Source organism: Pseudomonas sp. DC3200b2, from assembly GCF_049895785.1.
Lineage (GTDB): Bacteria > Pseudomonadota > Gammaproteobacteria > Pseudomonadales > Pseudomonadaceae > Aquipseudomonas > Aquipseudomonas massiliensis.
Map to the genome: position 1 here is coordinate 238951 of NZ_JAFCTA010000003.1, position 14388 is coordinate 253338.

Sequence of the window (14388 nt, forward strand, 5' to 3'; positions counted from 1 at the left end):
GGACAGCCTCCCCGGTCAAGGTGATCAACGCACTATTAGCCGGTACACGAGCATTTAGCGCCACCCGTCCCCGTGCTGAGGGTGTTCCTGAACTGGCCTAATGCAGTCCTGTTCAACATTCCTGTAACAGGGCGCTAGCTCGGTTTGCTTTACCTTGCCGCTGGGAGAGCCGTTAGTCATGACCACACACATCGTCCACTTCACCGCGTCTATCAACTCCACTTCAACCGGCGAGCTGATTGAAAAGTGTTCCCAGGCCGTGCACAAGGGCGCCTCGGAGATCATCATCAAGATCGCCACCATGGGCGGCGAGTGCAGCTATGGCTTCTCTCTCTACAACTTCCTGGTGGCGCTGCCGGTTCCCGTGCATACCCACAACCTGGGCACGGTGGAATCCATGGGCAACATCATTTTCCTGGCTGGTGACCGCCGTACCGCCTGCAAGCACAGCAAGTTCCTGTTCCACCCCTTCCATTGGAACCTCCACGGGTCGGTGGACCACGCGCGCATGTCCGAGTACGCCATGAGCCTGGACTATGACTTGGAGCTGTACTCGCGCATCGTCGACGAGCGCACCTATGGCGCCGCCGTGCCTCTGGATGTCTCTCGCTGCCTGATCGCCTCGCCGCGTATTCTCAACGCCGAAGAGGCACTGGCCGCTTCGGTGATCCATGCCGTGGATGAAGTGCCGATGCCCGCCGATGCGGTGTGCTACAGCGTGCACGGCTAGCTGTCCCGGTCGACCAGGCGCAGTTGCATATGGGTGGTCTGCCAGACGGGGTCCGGATCGACCTGAAGCAACTCGAAGCCTTGCCGTTGCCAGAAGTCGATAGCGCCTGCCAGGAAGGGATGAGTATGCAGGTACAGCACCTGCTGGCCGCCGGCCTTGGCGTGCTCCAGCAGCGCCAGCCAGAGTGAGCGGGCCACGCCCCCGCGCCTGTGCCCGGGCGCTACGAACAGGCGGACCACTTCCACAGCCCGCAAACCTGGATAAGCGATGTTGGCGAAGCGCCCATCGTAGGGAAGATATCCGATGGTGCCGACGAGCTTGCCGTCCTGGCGCGCCAGCAACAGGCAGCTTGAGTCCTGTTGGTAAACGCTTTCCAGCTGTGCAAGGTCCGTGGGCAGGGGGCTGCCTTCCAGCTTGGGGAACATCATCTTGCGCGCTTCCAGTAGAAAGGGCAGGACGTCGGCCAGATCAGCGTTTTGCAGCGGGGCGATACGCAGAGGGGGCATGGGGCCTCGGTTGGTCAGGCGGGGCTGCCTTGGGTCAGCCAGTCGATGAACAGAGCGAACAGCTCGGCCTGTGAGCTGATCGCCAGCTTGGTGTAGAGGTTCTTGCGGTGCATGCGCACCGTCTCCGGAGAAATGCCCAGCGCCTTGGCGGTGGATTTCACCGAGTGGCCACGCAGGATCAACTGGCTGATTTCCCGCTCGCGCTCGGTCAGGGCGTCGCTACCGAAACGCTCGAATGCCAGAGTCAGGTCCTGATGAAGCGGTGAGGAAAACGGGGTCGTCATCCTCAGGGCGCCGAAGCCGGCCAGGCCACCCTGGCGGGAGAACTGGCGAAACAGCTCCAGCACCAACGGCGCCACCGCCCGGAACAGCGCTTGCTGGGCGGGGCTGACGCTGCCCTGGCTCAGACCCTGGAACAGGCACAGCGATACCTTCGTGCTGGCGTCGATGTCGATGATGAAGTAGCAGTCATCGGTGACGCCGCACTTGAGGTAGTAGGTCTTGTAGTACTCGCTGCTGAAGAAATCGTCCGGGGCGATTTCGCAAAGATGGTAGAAGCCTTCGCTCAGGCCACTCTCCACCGCAAGGCAGAACGGGTCCAGCAGGTAGCCCGCGGTGAAGTAGCGATTGACGATCTCGTCGCGAAACGGCGCCAGCAAGCCTTGGGCGTGAATCAGTTCCGGCGCCTGGCTTTTGCGTTCCAGGCACACCACCAGGGTTTCCGCGCCAAGGGCTACCAAGGCATCGCACAGACGAGGAACGAAGGTTTCATCCCCCACGGCCGCCAATGCACGGGCCAATCGGGCGTGCCACTGGCAAAGCATGGGCGTGGGGGGCAAGACGGGCTCGGGTATCATGGCCGTCAGTCTAACCGGACCGGCAAGCAAAGTCCTCAGGCGCCGGTATAGTGGCCACTGGCGGTAAGTGCCGCGGCGGCGTCCAGGATAGCCTCGCGCAAGGTCGTCACCACCTCGTCCACCTGGGCCCTGGTGATCACCAGGGGTGGGGACATGATGTTCAAGTGCGCGATGGGGCGAACGAGCAAGCCCTTGGCCTGGGCGCGGCTGTGAATCTGCTCGGCGATGTTCACTTTGTCGGGGAACAGGGCCTTGCTGCGTTTATCGGCCACGAATTCAATACAGGCCATCAACCGCTTGCAGCGGACTTCCCCGACCAGGGGCAGCTCGGCCAGGGTCGCTAGCCGGGCTTCAAGGTAGCGGCCTACATCCTCCACATGGGCCAGCAAGCCTTCGCGTTCGATGATCTCGATGTTCTTGAGGGCCGCCACGCAACTGACCGGATGCCCGCTGTAGGTAAAGCCGTGGGCAAAGCAGCGACCCTGCCCAGGCTCGCTGATCACGTCCCAGATGCGCGTCGAGAAAATGCACGCGCCCAGCGGCAGGTAGCCGGAAGTCAGCCCCTTGGCAGTGGTGATGATGTCTGGCTGGACATCGAACACTTCGGCAGAGGCGAAGAAGTGGCCGAGACGACCGAAGGAGGTGACCACTTCATCGGCCACATAGAGAATGTCGTAGCGCTGGCACAGCTCCCACAGGCGGCGATGGTAGCCATCTGGCGGAATGATCACCCCGCCGGAGCCCATGATGGGTTCGGCGAAAAAGGCGGCGACCCGCTCTGGCCCCAGTTCGAGCACCTTGGCCTCGAACTCGCTGACCAGATGCTCGAGAAAATCCGCTTCGGTCATCCCCGCCGGTGCCCGGTAGTAGCCGGGGCAGGAGAGGTGATGGAACAGGTCGCTCTGGAAATCGAACTCCGGTGCGCGGTCACCGGCCTTGTTACCGATGTTCATCGTCAGAGTGGTGGAGCCATGGTACGAGTTGATGCGTGAGAGGATGTGCTTCTTTTCCGGTTTGCCGCGGGCGTTCTGGTAAAACTGCACCAGCCGGTAGGCCGTGTCCACGGCAGTGGAGCCGCCCGTGGTGAGGAATACATGGTTAAGGTCGCCTGGCGCCAGGCTGGCCAGCTTTTCGCACAGCTCGATGGCCGGCACGTTGGCCATGTCCGCGAAGGGATTGGCATAGGCCAGGGCACGCACCTGGGCAGCGATGGCATCGGCCATTTCCTCGCGGCCCAGGCCGATGTTGGTGCACCACATGCCGCCCACCGCGTCCAGGTAGCGGTTGCCCTGGGTGTCATAGATATAGGCACCTTGGCCAGCTGCAATGTTCAGGGAGCCCTGTTCGCGGTGCTCGTCGAACATATGGAAGCCGTGAAGGTAATGGGCCTTGTCGGCGGCCACCAGTTTGGCCTGGTCGAAGGTGTCGAAGAACGTCGGGGCGAGGGTGGTCATGGCAGCCTTCCTGGTGCGAAATGGAAACGTCGGCGCGCACTGTCGCCCAACGATGCCACTCAGACCATTCCCCGAATGGGTAGGTAGGCCAGCGCGCTGATAGTCCGGAGATAAAGAAGAAGCCTGCCGTTCGTAAGCAGCATCAAGGCGTGGGCTTGTACAAAGCCGGTACTGGCGCCATGCTGGCGCACCTTGCGGTGCAAGCCAGCCTTCCGAACCACCCTCCCTGTCGTTTAGAGATTCCGCCCATGCCGAGCCTTCGATATCCACTGCCATGCCGAGGTGGCCGTTGAGCGTGCCAAGCATTGAAGCGCTGCAAGCTGAGATCACCCGGCTGCGCGGCATGCTCACCGCCGCCGGGCTGGACCCTGATGCCTCGACCTACCCGCCCGCGTCGCTCGATCGGGGCCTGGGAGGGCAGCCTGCGCGCGCATTGGCCGCGCACCCGTTCAGTGAAGCCGTGCGCGCGAGCAGCGATGTGGTATGGAACTGGAATATGCTCGATGGCCATGTGCTACGCAGCCAGGCCCTGGAGATCAGCTATGGCTACGCCCACGCCGATATCGGCAATACGACGACCTGGTGGCTGGCGCACATTCACCCGGCCGACCGCGACCGTGTCTGGGCCTCGGTAGAGGCAGCGATGAAGAACGCGGCACCCGCCTGGGTGCAGGAATACCGCTTTCGCCGAGCCGACGGCTCCTACGCCGAGGTGCTCGATCGAGGTCATTTGTTGCGTGACGCAACGGGCAGGCCGGTACAGATGATCGGCGCCATGCTGGACCTGACCCGCATCCGCATTGCCGAGACGGCCCTGCGCCAGAGCGAGGAACGTTTCAGGACCATCCTGGAGACCGTCGACGCCGCTTTCGCCATCGTGCAGGTGATCTTCGACGAGCAGGACGAACCCATCGACTACCGTTTTCTGGAGGCGAACCCGGCGTTCGAGCGCCAGGCCGGGGTCGACCTGCGCGGCAAGCGGGTCAAGGAATTCGCGCCGGAGCTGGAGCGCTTCTGGTTCGAAACCTATGGCCACGTAGCCAAGACCGGCGAGCCGGCCACCTTCGAGAATTACGCCAATACCTTTGAACGCTGGTTCGACGTGCGTGCCGTACGCGTGGGCAACCCGGCGCAGCGGCAGATCGCCATCCTGTTCAGTGACGTCACCGAGCGACGCGCGGCACAGGAGCGACTGCGTGTCAGCGAGGCCCTGGCGCGGGAAAATGTCGAGCGAGTGCAGTTGGCCCTGGCGGCGGGGGCGATCATCGGCACCTGGCACTGGGACCTGCCCACGGATCGCTTTTCCGTGGATGAGGCCTTCGCTCGCGCGTTCGGGCTCGACCCGGCCCTCGGCCTGAAGGGTCTGAGCCTGAGCCAGGTGACCGCCACCGTTCATCCGGATGATCGGGCCTCGCTGAGCGCGGCGATCAACCAGGTGATCGCCCAGGGCGGTGCCTACGCGCACCAGTACCGGGTACGCCGCGCCGACGGCAACTATTACTGGCTCGAAGCCAACGGCCGGGTGGATCTGGGCGAAGATGGCACCCCATTGAGTTTTCCCGGCGTGTTGATCGACGTGCAAGAGCGACGGGCGATCGAAGCCGAGCGTGACCGTGCCCTGGCCGCCTTGCGGGCGCTCAATGAAACCCTCGAGCAACGGGTCGCGGAACGCACCACCGAACTGATGCATGCTGAAGAGAAGCTGCGCCAGTCCCAGAAAATGGAAGCCGTGGGCCAGCTCACCGGCGGCCTGGCCCACGACTTCAATAACCTGCTGGCCGGGATCTCCGGTGCCCTGGAGCTGCTTGGGTCGCGGATCGCTCAAGGTCGCGCGGCCGAGGCCGGCAGGTACATCGAGGCGGCCCAGGGCGCTACCCGTCGCGCCGCGGCCCTGACTCACCGCCTGCTGGCCTTCTCGCGGCGGCAGACGCTGGATCCGCGCCCCACCGACGTCCGCGCGCTGATCGAGGGCATGATCGATTTGGTGCAGCGCACCGTGGGCCCCGGCATCGTGGTTCAAGCCAGCGGAGCGCCGGATCTGTGGCCGGCCCTGGTGGATGCCAGTCAGCTGGAAAACGCACTGCTGAACCTGTGCCTGAATGCGCGGGATGCCATGCCCGACGGCGGGCGCATCGTCATCGAAACCGCCAATGTCTGCCTCGATACCCAGACGGCCCGCGGGCTCGATACCCCCGAAGGGCAATACCTGAGCCTATGCGTGACCGACAATGGAGCCGGCATGACACCGGGGGTAATGGCCAAGGCGTTCGACCCTTTTTTCACCACCAAGCCCATCGGCCAGGGTACCGGGCTGGGCCTGTCGATGATCTACGGCTTCGCCCGGCAGTCCGGGGGGCAGGTGCGCATCTATTCCAGCCTGGGCGAAGGCACGCGTGTGCAGATCCACTTGCCGCGCTACCTAGGCCAGACGGGCCCTACCTTGACCAGGGTCGAGCCTGTGCCGCGAGTTGGCGACCAGCCCGGGCACAGTATTCTGATCGTGGACGACGAACCCACGGTCCGTCTGCTGCTGGCGGACCTGCTGGGCGAACTGGGCTACAGCCTGCTGGAAGCCGCGGACAGCGCGGCCGGCCTGACGCTGTTGCGCTCTTCGGCGCGGATTGACCTGCTGATCACCGACGTCGGCTTGCCCGGTGGCATGAACGGTCGCCAGATGGCCGACGCTGGACGGGAACTGCGGCCAGGACTGAGAACGCTGTTCATCACCGGCTATGCAGAAAACGCCGCCATGGCAGGCGCGAGTCTGGGAGCAGGCATGGCGGTACTGACCAAACCGTTCACGGTGGAGCAGTTGACCACGAGGGTGCGGGAGCTGCTGGCCAGCTAGCCCAGCACGGTTGGCGCGGCATCGGCGATTTGCGTACCCTTGGTGCCCCGTCGCCCTGCGGGCGCCCGTCCGTCGTTGGAAGCCTCCATGCTGCTTGCTCTCTATCTTGTTGCGATCACCGCCGAAGCCATGACTGGCGCCCTGTCCGCGGGGCGCCGGGGCATGGACTGGTTCGGCGTGGTGTTCGTGGCCTGCGCCACAGCCTTGGGCGGAGGGTCCGTGCGGGATATGCTATTGGGCCATTACCCCCTGACCTGGGTGAAGCATCCTGAATACCTGATGCTGACTACGTCGGCTGCCATCCTTACCATCTTCATCGCCCCTCTGATGCGGCGGCTGCGCCAGCTGTTCCTGGTACTCGATGCGCTGGGGCTGATGGCGTTCACCCTGATCGGCTGCATGACGGCGCGGGAGATGGGCCTGGGTTGGCTGGTGGTGGCGGTGAGTGGGGTGATCACTGGAGTCTTCGGCGGCATCCTGCGGGATATCTTCTGCAATGACATCCCCTTGGTGTTCCGCCGGGAAATCTATGCCAGCGCCTCGTTGGCGGCGGCCCTGTGCTTTCTGCTGTGCCTGGAGCTGGGGATGCCAGTGGAGCAGGCCACCTTGCTGACGCTGTCCGCCGGGCTGCTGCTGCGGCTGCTGGCGATCAGGTACCACTGGAGCATGCCCAAGTTCGTCTACCAGGAGCGACAATAGCTTGGGGGCCCAGCACGCGGACGTGTCAGGCTTGTGATTGAAGCAGCGCCAGGATAGGGCGACGGACCTCACGCTCGCTGATCTCCTCCGGGCGGAACCACTGGCAGGCCTCGATTTCATTGCAGGGGCGCGGGACGGCCTGTTCCTTGAACTCGGCCTCGAACACGTAATGAATGACCCCCATTTCGTAGTGATGAGTGACGAAGCGCAGGTTCGCCAAGGCCAGGCCGGTTTCCTCGGCCATTTCCCGCAGCGCCGCCTGCAGGGGCGTTTCATGGGCTTCTACCCGCCCGCCAGGCAGGTTCCACTTGGCGTTGCGCTTGCGTACGAACAACACTTCGCCGTTCTGGCGATACACCACGGTAGCGCGGTGCTTGACGCCTTTGGGTTTGCGCTCAGGATGGGTAGGTACGTTCATGACATGCAGGACCTTGGACGACAGTGAGCCAGCGCGCGCTGTGCCGAAGCTGGCGCCTACCTTCCTTATCGGCGGCGCCGGGCATTGCATGAGGAGCGGCTCGTCGGAAGCCTGCGGTTCCCTGCGGATCTAGCGCAGGGGCAAAGCGCTGGCGCGCTCGTCGCCTACCTTGGCGGCCGTGCCGCTGCCAGGCATTTTGCTGTACCCGGTGGGGTTGGCCCGCTGCCAACGCCAGGCGTCGCGCAACATGGTATCCAGGTTGCGCCGGGCCACCCAGCCCAGCTCTTCCCTGGCCCGGGTTGCGTCGGCCCAGCACATGGCTACATCGCCAGGACGGCGTTCACGCATGTCCAGCGGCACGCTGATGCCGCTTATGCGTTCGAAGGCATGCACCAGTTCCAATACCGAATAGCCCAGGCCGGTGCCCAGGTTCCAGGCCCGAATGCCGCTGCTGCGACGCAGGTAGGCGAGGGTATCCAGATGTCCGGCGATCAGGTCCAGCACATGGATGTAGTCTCGTACGCCGGTCCCGTCCGGGGTAGGATAGTCATCGCCGAACACCGGAAGCGCTGGCAATTGCCCTCCAGCCACCCGCAGCAGGTAGGGCAACAGATTGCTGGGGACGGCTTTGGGTGATTCGCCCAACAGGCCCGACGGGTGCGCGCCAACCGGATTGAAGTAACGCAGCACGCCGATGCTCCAGCGGTCGTCCGCCTGAGCCAGGCTGGCCAGCACCTGTTCGGTCATCAGCTTGGACTGGCCATAGGGGTTGGTCGGGTGACCGCAGGCGGTCTGCTCATCGATGGGCATCCGCTGGCAATCCCCATAGACCGTCGCCGAAGAGCTGAACACCAGGGTGAACACGCCAGCGTAGGCCATCGCCTGGCACAGGTTGATGCTGCCGCCAACGTTGGTATCGTAATAGCGCAACGGTTGTCGCACGCTTTCACCCACGGCTTTCAGACCCGCGAAGTGCATCACCGCATCGACGGGAAAGCGCTTGAACAGGTCATCGAGCACCGCCCGGTCGCGTACATCGCCTACCACCAAAGCTGGCTTGCGCCGGCTGATGCGCCTTACCCGTCTGAGCGCTTCAGGACTGCTATTGGCGAAGTTGTCCAGCACTACCACCTCTTCACCGGCTTCCAGCAGCGCAAGTACTGCGTGCGCCCCCAGATACCCCGCTCCACCTGTTACCAGAATCATCGGCCGTCCCTTTTCCAAGCGTTCGTGATCGGTGGCCGGGCGTGCCAGTAAGCGAACGCACAGCGTGTGTATTGAATTACGGAAGCGAGACAGGGCAAGACAGTTCAACCTAAAACGCGAGCGGTCGTGTCGTTCGTCGCTTCGCATGGCGGCGGTGCTGAACGACGGAGGGGGCAGGGCATCCATAGCTGTGCTTACGTCGGCTCGAGATCCTTCGGGAACGTAGTGGAGTCGCCCTACCTGCTGACAACACAAGGAAGCTCTGGTCATGAACGTCCCGTCCCAGCAACCTTTAGCCGCGGTCGCCGAAGCACGCGCCCCTGGCCTGGCTCCGAACACCACCGCACGACCGCTGCTGGTCTGCCTTTCCCATCTACGTTGGGGATTCGTGTATCAACGGCCCCAGCACCTGATGTCGCGCATGGCCCGTCGCTTCGACGTGCTGTTCTTCGAAGAGCCCATACCCGCCGACACCGATACCCCGTACCTGGAGGTCTATCCACAGGGCAACGGGGTAACCGTAGTCACGCCTCGGGTACCGCATGGGCTGGACTTTCCCGCCACCGAGGTCGCGCTGCGCGAGGTGCTCGATGGCTATCTGCGGGACAACCCTCACCCTGAGTTGCTGTTGTGGTATTTCACCCCCATGAGCCTGGGTTTCAGCGACCATCTGCGGCCCAAGGTCACCATCTACGACTGCATGGACGAGTTGTCTGCGTTCAAGGGCGCGCCGCCCGAGCTGCTGGAACGCGAAAAGCAACTGCTGGCCCGCGCCGGCGTGGTCTTCACCGGGGGCGTGAGCATCTGGGAAGCCAAGCGCAGCCAGCATGCCAATGCCCACGCCATGCCTAGCAGCGTGGACATCGCACACTTCGGCGCGGCCCGTGAGGGTCTGGCCGAGCCGGCGGACCAGGCTGGCATTGCCCGCCCGCGCCTGGGCTTTTTCGGGGTCATTGACGAACGCTTCGATGTGCCCCTGGTGGAAGCCGTGGCACGTCAGCGCCCCGACTGGCAGATCGTGCTGGTGGGGCCGGTAGTGAAGATCGACCCCGCCAGCCTGCCGCGCTTGTCCAATATCCACTACCTGGGTGGCAAGGGGTATGACGAGCTGCCGGCCTACCTGGCTGGCTGGGACGTGGCGCTGATGCCCTTCGCGCGGAACGAGGCCACCCGTTTCATCAGCCCTACCAAGACCCCCGAATACCTGGCCGGCGGTTGCCCGGTGGTGTCCACCCCCATCACCGATGTGGTGCGTACCTACGGTGACAGTGCCGTGGTGCATATCGCCGAAACGCCAGAGCAGTTCATCGCGGCCGTGGAGCGCGCCCTGGTCCAGGGTAAGGATCGCGCCGAACTGCTGCGCCAGGCCGACCAGGCCCTGCAGGGTATGTCCTGGGACAACACCTGGAACGCCATGATGGAGCAGATCCAATGCCTGCGATAAGCCTGGAACAAGCGCTTGAGCGTGCCAACACGCCGGCCATTCACGGGGGCACCCACGGTGAGCCGGAGGGTACCCCTTTCTACGACTACCTGATCGTGGGAGCGGGCTTCGCCGGTAGCGTACTGGCCGAGCGGTTGGCCGCCGGGCTGGGCAAGCGTGTGCTGTTGGTCGACCGCCGCGAGCATATCGGTGGCAACGCCTACGATCATCTGGACGAGAGCGGCGTGCTGGTGCATCGCTATGGCCCCCACATCTTCCATACCAACGCCCAACGCATCGTCGACTACCTCTCGCGCTTCACCGAGTGGCGGCCTTATGAGCACCGGGTGCTGGCCGAGGTGCGCGGCCAGCAAGTGCCGGTGCCCATCAACCTCACTACCCTGAACACGCTCTACGGCCTGGAGCTGGACGAAGCCGGCGCCCAGGCCTTCCTGGCCGAGCGCGCCGAGCCGGTGGACCCTGTCCGCACTTCCGAAGATGTGGTGGTCAGCCAGGTAGGCCGTGAGCTGTATGAGCTGTTCTTCCGCGGTTACACCCGCAAGCAATGGGGGCGGGACCCTTGCGAACTGGATCGCTCCGTGACGGCGCGGGTGCCCACCCGCACCAACACGGACGACCGCTATTTCGGCGATACCTTCCAGATCATGCCGAAGAACGGCTACACCGCCATGTTCGAACGCATGCTCGACCATCCCAATATCGACATCCTGCTGGGCACCGACTTCGCCGTGGTCGACGAGCGCCTGCCCCGCGGGCACCTGGTGTACTGCGGGCCGGTGGATGAATATTTCGGCTTCGAGCTGGGCAAGCTGCCTTACCGCTCCTTGCGCTTCGAGCACCGCAGCCTGCCCCAGGCTCGGTTCCAGGCTGTGTCGGTGGTCAACTACCCCAGCGAGGAAGTGCCCTATACCCGGATCACCGAGTACAAGCACCTCACCGGCCAGGAACATCCCCATACCAGCATCACCTACGAATACCCCAGCGCCGAGGGCGACCCGTACTATCCCGTGCCCGCCGCCGAAAATGCCGAGCTGTACCAGCGCTACAAGGCGCTGGCCGAGCGCACTCCAGGAGTGACTTTCCTCGGCAGGCTGGGCACCTACAAGTACTACAACATGGACCAGGTCGTAGGGCAGGCATTGGCGCTGTACCAGCGCATCGAGGAAGCGGAGCAAGGCGGTTCGGCGGAGGCCCCCTATGCACAGGCCTGAGCTGCTGGCCAGCTTTGTCATGGGCGGGTTCGAGTGCTCCAGTTGCCGCCGCGCCGATGGGCGCAGGCTTGACCTGCTGGCCAGTACCGGCCATGCCCGGCACGCTGAGGCGGACTACCTGGCCCTCCGGGCGGAAGGCATCGCCACGGTGCGTGACGGCCTGCGCTGGCACCTGATCGAACAGCGCCCCGGCGTGTACGACTGGAGCAGTTTCGACCTGTTGCTCGACGCGGCCGAGCGTACGGGCACCCAAGTGATCTGGGACATCTGCCACTACGGCTACCCTGATGACCTGGACATCTGGCAGCCGGCCTTCGTCGAACGCTTCGCCCGTTTTGCTGGCGAGGCTGCCCGACATGTGCGCGAGCGTAGCGATAGCGTGCCGTTCTACTGCCCGATCAACGAAATCTCCTTCTGGGCCTGGGCCGGGGGCGACGTCTCGTACTTCAACCCCAGCCGCGAGCGGCGCGGCATGGAACTCAAGCATCAGCTCGTGCGCGCCAGCATCGCCGCCATCGAAGCCATTCGTGCCGTGGAACCCCGCGCGCGCTTCGTCCAGGCGGACCCGCTGATCAACGTGGTACCCGCCCCTGACCGGCCGCAGGATGGGGAGAGCGCGGAAAGCTACCGCCAGGCGCAGTTCGAGGCCTGGGACCTGCTCAGTGGCCGTGCCTGGCCGGGCCTGGGCGGACGCGAAGCGTATCTGGATATCCTCGGGCTGAATTTCTACCCGCATAACCAGTGGTACCTGGGTGGAGCGCAGATCCCGCGCGGGCACCCGGACTACCGACCCTTTCTGGCAATGCTCAAGGAAGCGCACTTGCGCTATGGTCGGCCCATGATCATCACCGAAACCGGAGCCGAAGGCGACGGCCGTGAACCCTGGCTGGACTACATGGGCGAGCAGGTGGACCAGGCCTTGGCCGCCGGGGTGCCGCTGGAGGGTCTGTGTCTTTATCCGGTGCTGGATTACCCCGGTTGGGATGATGACCGCCATTGTCACACCGGTTTGCTGGGCTTCCCTGACGCCCAGGGCTGCCGCCCGGTCCATGCCGGCACGCGGCAAGCCCTGAAACGGTTGGCCGAACGTATCGGGGACCACCTGCCAGCCGGGCTGCACGGTCAGCGGGTATCGGCATGAAGTCGGCGGGTGGCAGTACAACGCCCCCGCCCACCGCCGCCGGCTTCCTCTGGTCTTATGTGCGAAGACGCCCTGGCGCCTATGCCGGAGTAGCCAGCTTTATCATGGGCGGGGCCAGCTGCGCGGTGGCTGTGCAGTACGGCATGAAGCTGCTGGTGGACAGCATGAACGCCAATCACCGTGGCGATGCCGGTGTGTGGCTGCCGTTCTTCCTCTTCATTGCCTTGATTGCCGTGGAAAACGTGTTCTGGCGCCTAGGCGGCTGGCTGGGTTGTCGTACGGTGGTAGCCAGTTGCGCGGACATGCGGGTGGACCTGTTCAGCCACCTGACCGGCCACCCCATGCGCTATTTCACGGAGCATTATGCCGGAGCACTGGGAGCACGGATCTCGGCCACCGGCTCGGCCGCCGGTGCCGTGTACGGCGCGCTGATCTGGAAGATCACGCCACCGTGCGTGGACTTCATCGGCGCCGTGGTAGTGCTGGCCACGGTCCGGGTGGAAATGGCCGCGGCGCTGGTGGTGTCGGTGGTATTGGTGGCGGCCATCATCACTTTCTTCGGTATCCGCGGGCGTAGCAAGCACCAGCACTTCGCGGCCCAGGCCGCCGTGGTTGGCGGCGAACTGGTGGATCTGGTCAACAACGTCTGGACCATCAAGGCATTCTCCGCCAGGGAGCGTGAGCGACGCCGGCTGGATGAAAAGATCCAGGCCGAAGCTCAGGCCCAGCGACGCAGCTGGCTGTACCTGGAAAAAGCCAGGGTGCTGCATGATCTCTGCCTGGCGCTGATGGCCGGCGGCATGCTCGCATGGGCCATCGCCTTGTGGACCCAGGGTGGGGTAACCGCGGGCGATGTGGTCATGGTCAGCGCGCTGACTTTCCGTATCCTGCACGGCTCTCGCGACCTGGCCCTGGCATTGGTCGACACCAGCCAGCACATGGGGGCCATTGGTGAAACCCTGCAGATCATCGCTCAGCCTCACGCTTTGCCTGACCATGACGCGGACTGGCCGGTGCAACAGGGCGCCATTGAACTGGCCCAAGTCACCTATGCCTATCCCGGTGGCGGAACGGTGCTGCGGCAGTTGGACCTGCGCATCGAGCCCGGCCAGCGGGTGGGTATCGTCGGCCCCTCCGGAGCGGGCAAATCCACCTTGATCGGATTGCTGCAGCGGCTCGATGACGTGACCGAGGGCGCGATTCGCATAGACGGGCGAGACGTGCGCGAAATCAGCCAGGACAGCCTGCGTCGGCAGATCGCCGTGGTACCCCAGGAACCGGCACTGTTCAATCGCACCATTTACGAAAACATTCTTTATGGCCGTCCCGAGGCCACCCGCGAGGAAGTGATCGCCGCCGCGCGCAGCGCCTATTGTCATGATTTCATCGAGCGGTTGCCCAAGGGCTATGACACCCAGGTAGGGGAACGGGGCGTAATGTTGTCCGGCGGCCAGCGCCAGCGCCTGGGCATCGCTCGGGCATTCTTGAAGAACGCCCGTATCCTGATTCTCGACGAAGCCACGGCCGCCCTGGATTCACGCTCGGAAGCGGTGATCCAGGCCGCGCTGAACGACTTGATGCAAGGTCGCACCGTGCTCGCGGTTGCCCATCGCCTGGCCACTATCGCCAGTTTCGACCGTGTGCTGGTGATGCAGGACGGCAGCGTGGTCGAAGACGGCCCCCCGGAAGAGCTGCGCAGCGCTGGTGGCCTCTATGAAAACCTGTGGCGCGCCCAGGCGATGTCTCAGCTGTAGACGGCGCATTCGTCGTCGTGGGACCCAGCGTCAACCGGGGAACGGGCGTTTACAGACCCTGCCATTCGGCAGCTTCGCTACCTCCAACGGGACTTTGCATGCCCTGTGGGACCCAGCGCC

12 protein-coding genes are annotated in these 14388 nt (G+C 64.2%); 7 read left to right on the plus strand and 5 right to left on the minus strand.

Annotated features, from left to right (window positions below; translation table 11 throughout):
* Positions 1 to 178 precede the first annotated feature (178 nt).
* Positions 179 to 730: an ATP-dependent Clp protease proteolytic subunit gene (locus ACP691_RS10530; RefSeq protein WP_426149398.1), complete on the plus strand. Its 552-nt coding sequence runs from the start codon at positions 179 to 181 to the stop codon at positions 728 to 730.
* Here ACP691_RS10530 and ACP691_RS10535 read toward each other — a convergent pair.
* The 3 genes from ACP691_RS10535 to ACP691_RS10545 are packed head-to-tail and all read right to left on the minus strand — an operon-like array spanning position 727 to position 3547.
* Positions 727 to 1236 carry a GNAT family N-acetyltransferase gene (locus tag ACP691_RS10535; protein ID WP_426149399.1) on the minus strand — a complete coding sequence of 170 codons (510 nt, stop codon included), beginning with the start codon at positions 1234 to 1236 and terminating at the stop codon, positions 727 to 729. The genes ACP691_RS10530 and ACP691_RS10535 overlap by 4 nt on opposite strands.
* Positions 1237 to 1250: 14 nt before the next feature.
* Complete coding sequence (locus tag ACP691_RS10540; protein ID WP_426149400.1) at positions 1251 to 2093, minus strand: helix-turn-helix transcriptional regulator; 843 nt, start codon at positions 2091 to 2093, stop codon at positions 1251 to 1253.
* A 35-nt stretch (positions 2094 to 2128) separates the two neighbouring features.
* On the minus strand, positions 2129 to 3547 hold the full coding sequence (locus ACP691_RS10545) for an aminotransferase (protein WP_426149401.1): 1419 nt from the start codon (positions 3545 to 3547) through the stop codon (positions 2129 to 2131).
* Between the two features lie 343 nt (positions 3548 to 3890).
* On the opposite strand from ACP691_RS10545, the gene ACP691_RS10550 reads away from it, so the two are divergent.
* The gene (locus tag ACP691_RS10550) at positions 3891 to 6395 is read left to right on the plus strand and encodes a PAS domain-containing protein (protein WP_426149707.1); all 2505 of its coding nucleotides are present in this window, start codon (positions 3891 to 3893) and stop codon (positions 6393 to 6395) included.
* 87 nt (positions 6396 to 6482) lie between these two features.
* Positions 6483 to 7094, plus strand: a complete 612-nt coding sequence (locus tag ACP691_RS10555) for a trimeric intracellular cation channel family protein (protein WP_426149402.1) — start codon at positions 6483 to 6485, stop codon at positions 7092 to 7094.
* Positions 7095 to 7119: 25 nt separating this feature from the next.
* On the opposite strand, the gene ACP691_RS10560 is transcribed toward ACP691_RS10555, so the two are convergent.
* Both ACP691_RS10560 and galE read right to left on the minus strand, forming a co-directional pair.
* A complete protein-coding gene (locus ACP691_RS10560; RefSeq protein ID WP_426149403.1) occupies positions 7120 to 7512 on the minus strand; it encodes an NUDIX domain-containing protein in 393 nt (130 codons plus the stop codon).
* Between the two features lie 129 nt (positions 7513 to 7641).
* Positions 7642 to 8718, minus strand: a complete 1077-nt coding sequence (galE, locus tag ACP691_RS10565) for a UDP-glucose 4-epimerase GalE (protein ID WP_426149404.1) — start codon at positions 8716 to 8718, stop codon at positions 7642 to 7644.
* Between the two features lie 268 nt (positions 8719 to 8986).
* On the opposite strand from galE, the gene ACP691_RS10570 reads away from it, so the two are divergent.
* From ACP691_RS10570 to ACP691_RS10585, 4 genes are read left to right on the plus strand one after another with little or no spacing between them, the layout of a single operon-like run.
* Entirely contained in the window at positions 8987 to 10162 is a 1176-nt protein-coding gene (locus ACP691_RS10570) for a glycosyltransferase family 1 protein (RefSeq protein ID WP_426149405.1), read from the plus strand.
* Positions 10150 to 11373, plus strand: a complete 1224-nt coding sequence (gene glf / locus ACP691_RS10575) for a UDP-galactopyranose mutase (RefSeq protein WP_426149406.1) — start codon at positions 10150 to 10152, stop codon at positions 11371 to 11373. The genes ACP691_RS10570 and glf overlap by 13 nt, the downstream gene beginning before the upstream one ends.
* Positions 11360 to 12514 (plus strand): beta-glucosidase, encoded by a 1155-nt coding sequence (locus ACP691_RS10580; protein WP_426149407.1) that lies wholly within the window; start codon positions 11360 to 11362, stop codon positions 12512 to 12514. Before glf ends, ACP691_RS10580 begins: the two co-directional genes overlap by 14 nt.
* The gene (locus tag ACP691_RS10585; protein ID WP_426149408.1) at positions 12511 to 14268 is read left to right on the plus strand and encodes an ABC transporter ATP-binding protein; all 1758 of its coding nucleotides are present in this window, start codon (positions 12511 to 12513) and stop codon (positions 14266 to 14268) included. Before ACP691_RS10580 ends, ACP691_RS10585 begins: the two co-directional genes overlap by 4 nt.
* The last annotated feature ends 120 nt before the right edge of the window (positions 14269 to 14388 follow it).

Bases quoted from the DNA above. Each gene is read 5' to 3' on its own strand.
- ACP691_RS10540 (WP_426149400.1), bottom strand. From the start codon at position 2,093: ATGATACCCGAGCCCGTCTTGCCCCCCACGCCCATGCTTTGCCAGTGG.
- ACP691_RS10585 (WP_426149408.1), top strand. From the start codon at position 12,511: ATGAAGTCGGCGGGTGGCAGTACAACGCCCCCGCCCACCGCCGCCGGC.
- ACP691_RS10535 (WP_426149399.1), bottom strand. From the start codon at position 1,236: ATGCCCCCTCTGCGTATCGCCCCGCTGCAAAACGCTGATCTGGCCGAC.
- ACP691_RS10550 (WP_426149707.1), top strand. From the start codon at position 3,891: ATGCTCACCGCCGCCGGGCTGGACCCTGATGCCTCGACCTACCCGCCC.
- ACP691_RS10560 (WP_426149403.1), bottom strand. From the start codon at position 7,512: ATGAACGTACCTACCCATCCTGAGCGCAAACCCAAAGGCGTCAAGCAC.
- ACP691_RS10545 (WP_426149401.1), bottom strand. From the start codon at position 3,547: ATGACCACCCTCGCCCCGACGTTCTTCGACACCTTCGACCAGGCCAAA.
- galE (WP_426149404.1), bottom strand. From the start codon at position 8,718: ATGATTCTGGTAACAGGTGGAGCGGGGTATCTGGGGGCGCACGCAGTA.
- ACP691_RS10555 (WP_426149402.1), top strand. From the start codon at position 6,483: ATGCTGCTTGCTCTCTATCTTGTTGCGATCACCGCCGAAGCCATGACT.
- glf (WP_426149406.1), top strand. From the start codon at position 10,150: ATGCCTGCGATAAGCCTGGAACAAGCGCTTGAGCGTGCCAACACGCCG.
- ACP691_RS10530 (WP_426149398.1), top strand. From the start codon at position 179: ATGACCACACACATCGTCCACTTCACCGCGTCTATCAACTCCACTTCA.
- ACP691_RS10570 (WP_426149405.1), top strand. From the start codon at position 8,987: ATGAACGTCCCGTCCCAGCAACCTTTAGCCGCGGTCGCCGAAGCACGC.
- ACP691_RS10580 (WP_426149407.1), top strand. From the start codon at position 11,360: ATGCACAGGCCTGAGCTGCTGGCCAGCTTTGTCATGGGCGGGTTCGAG.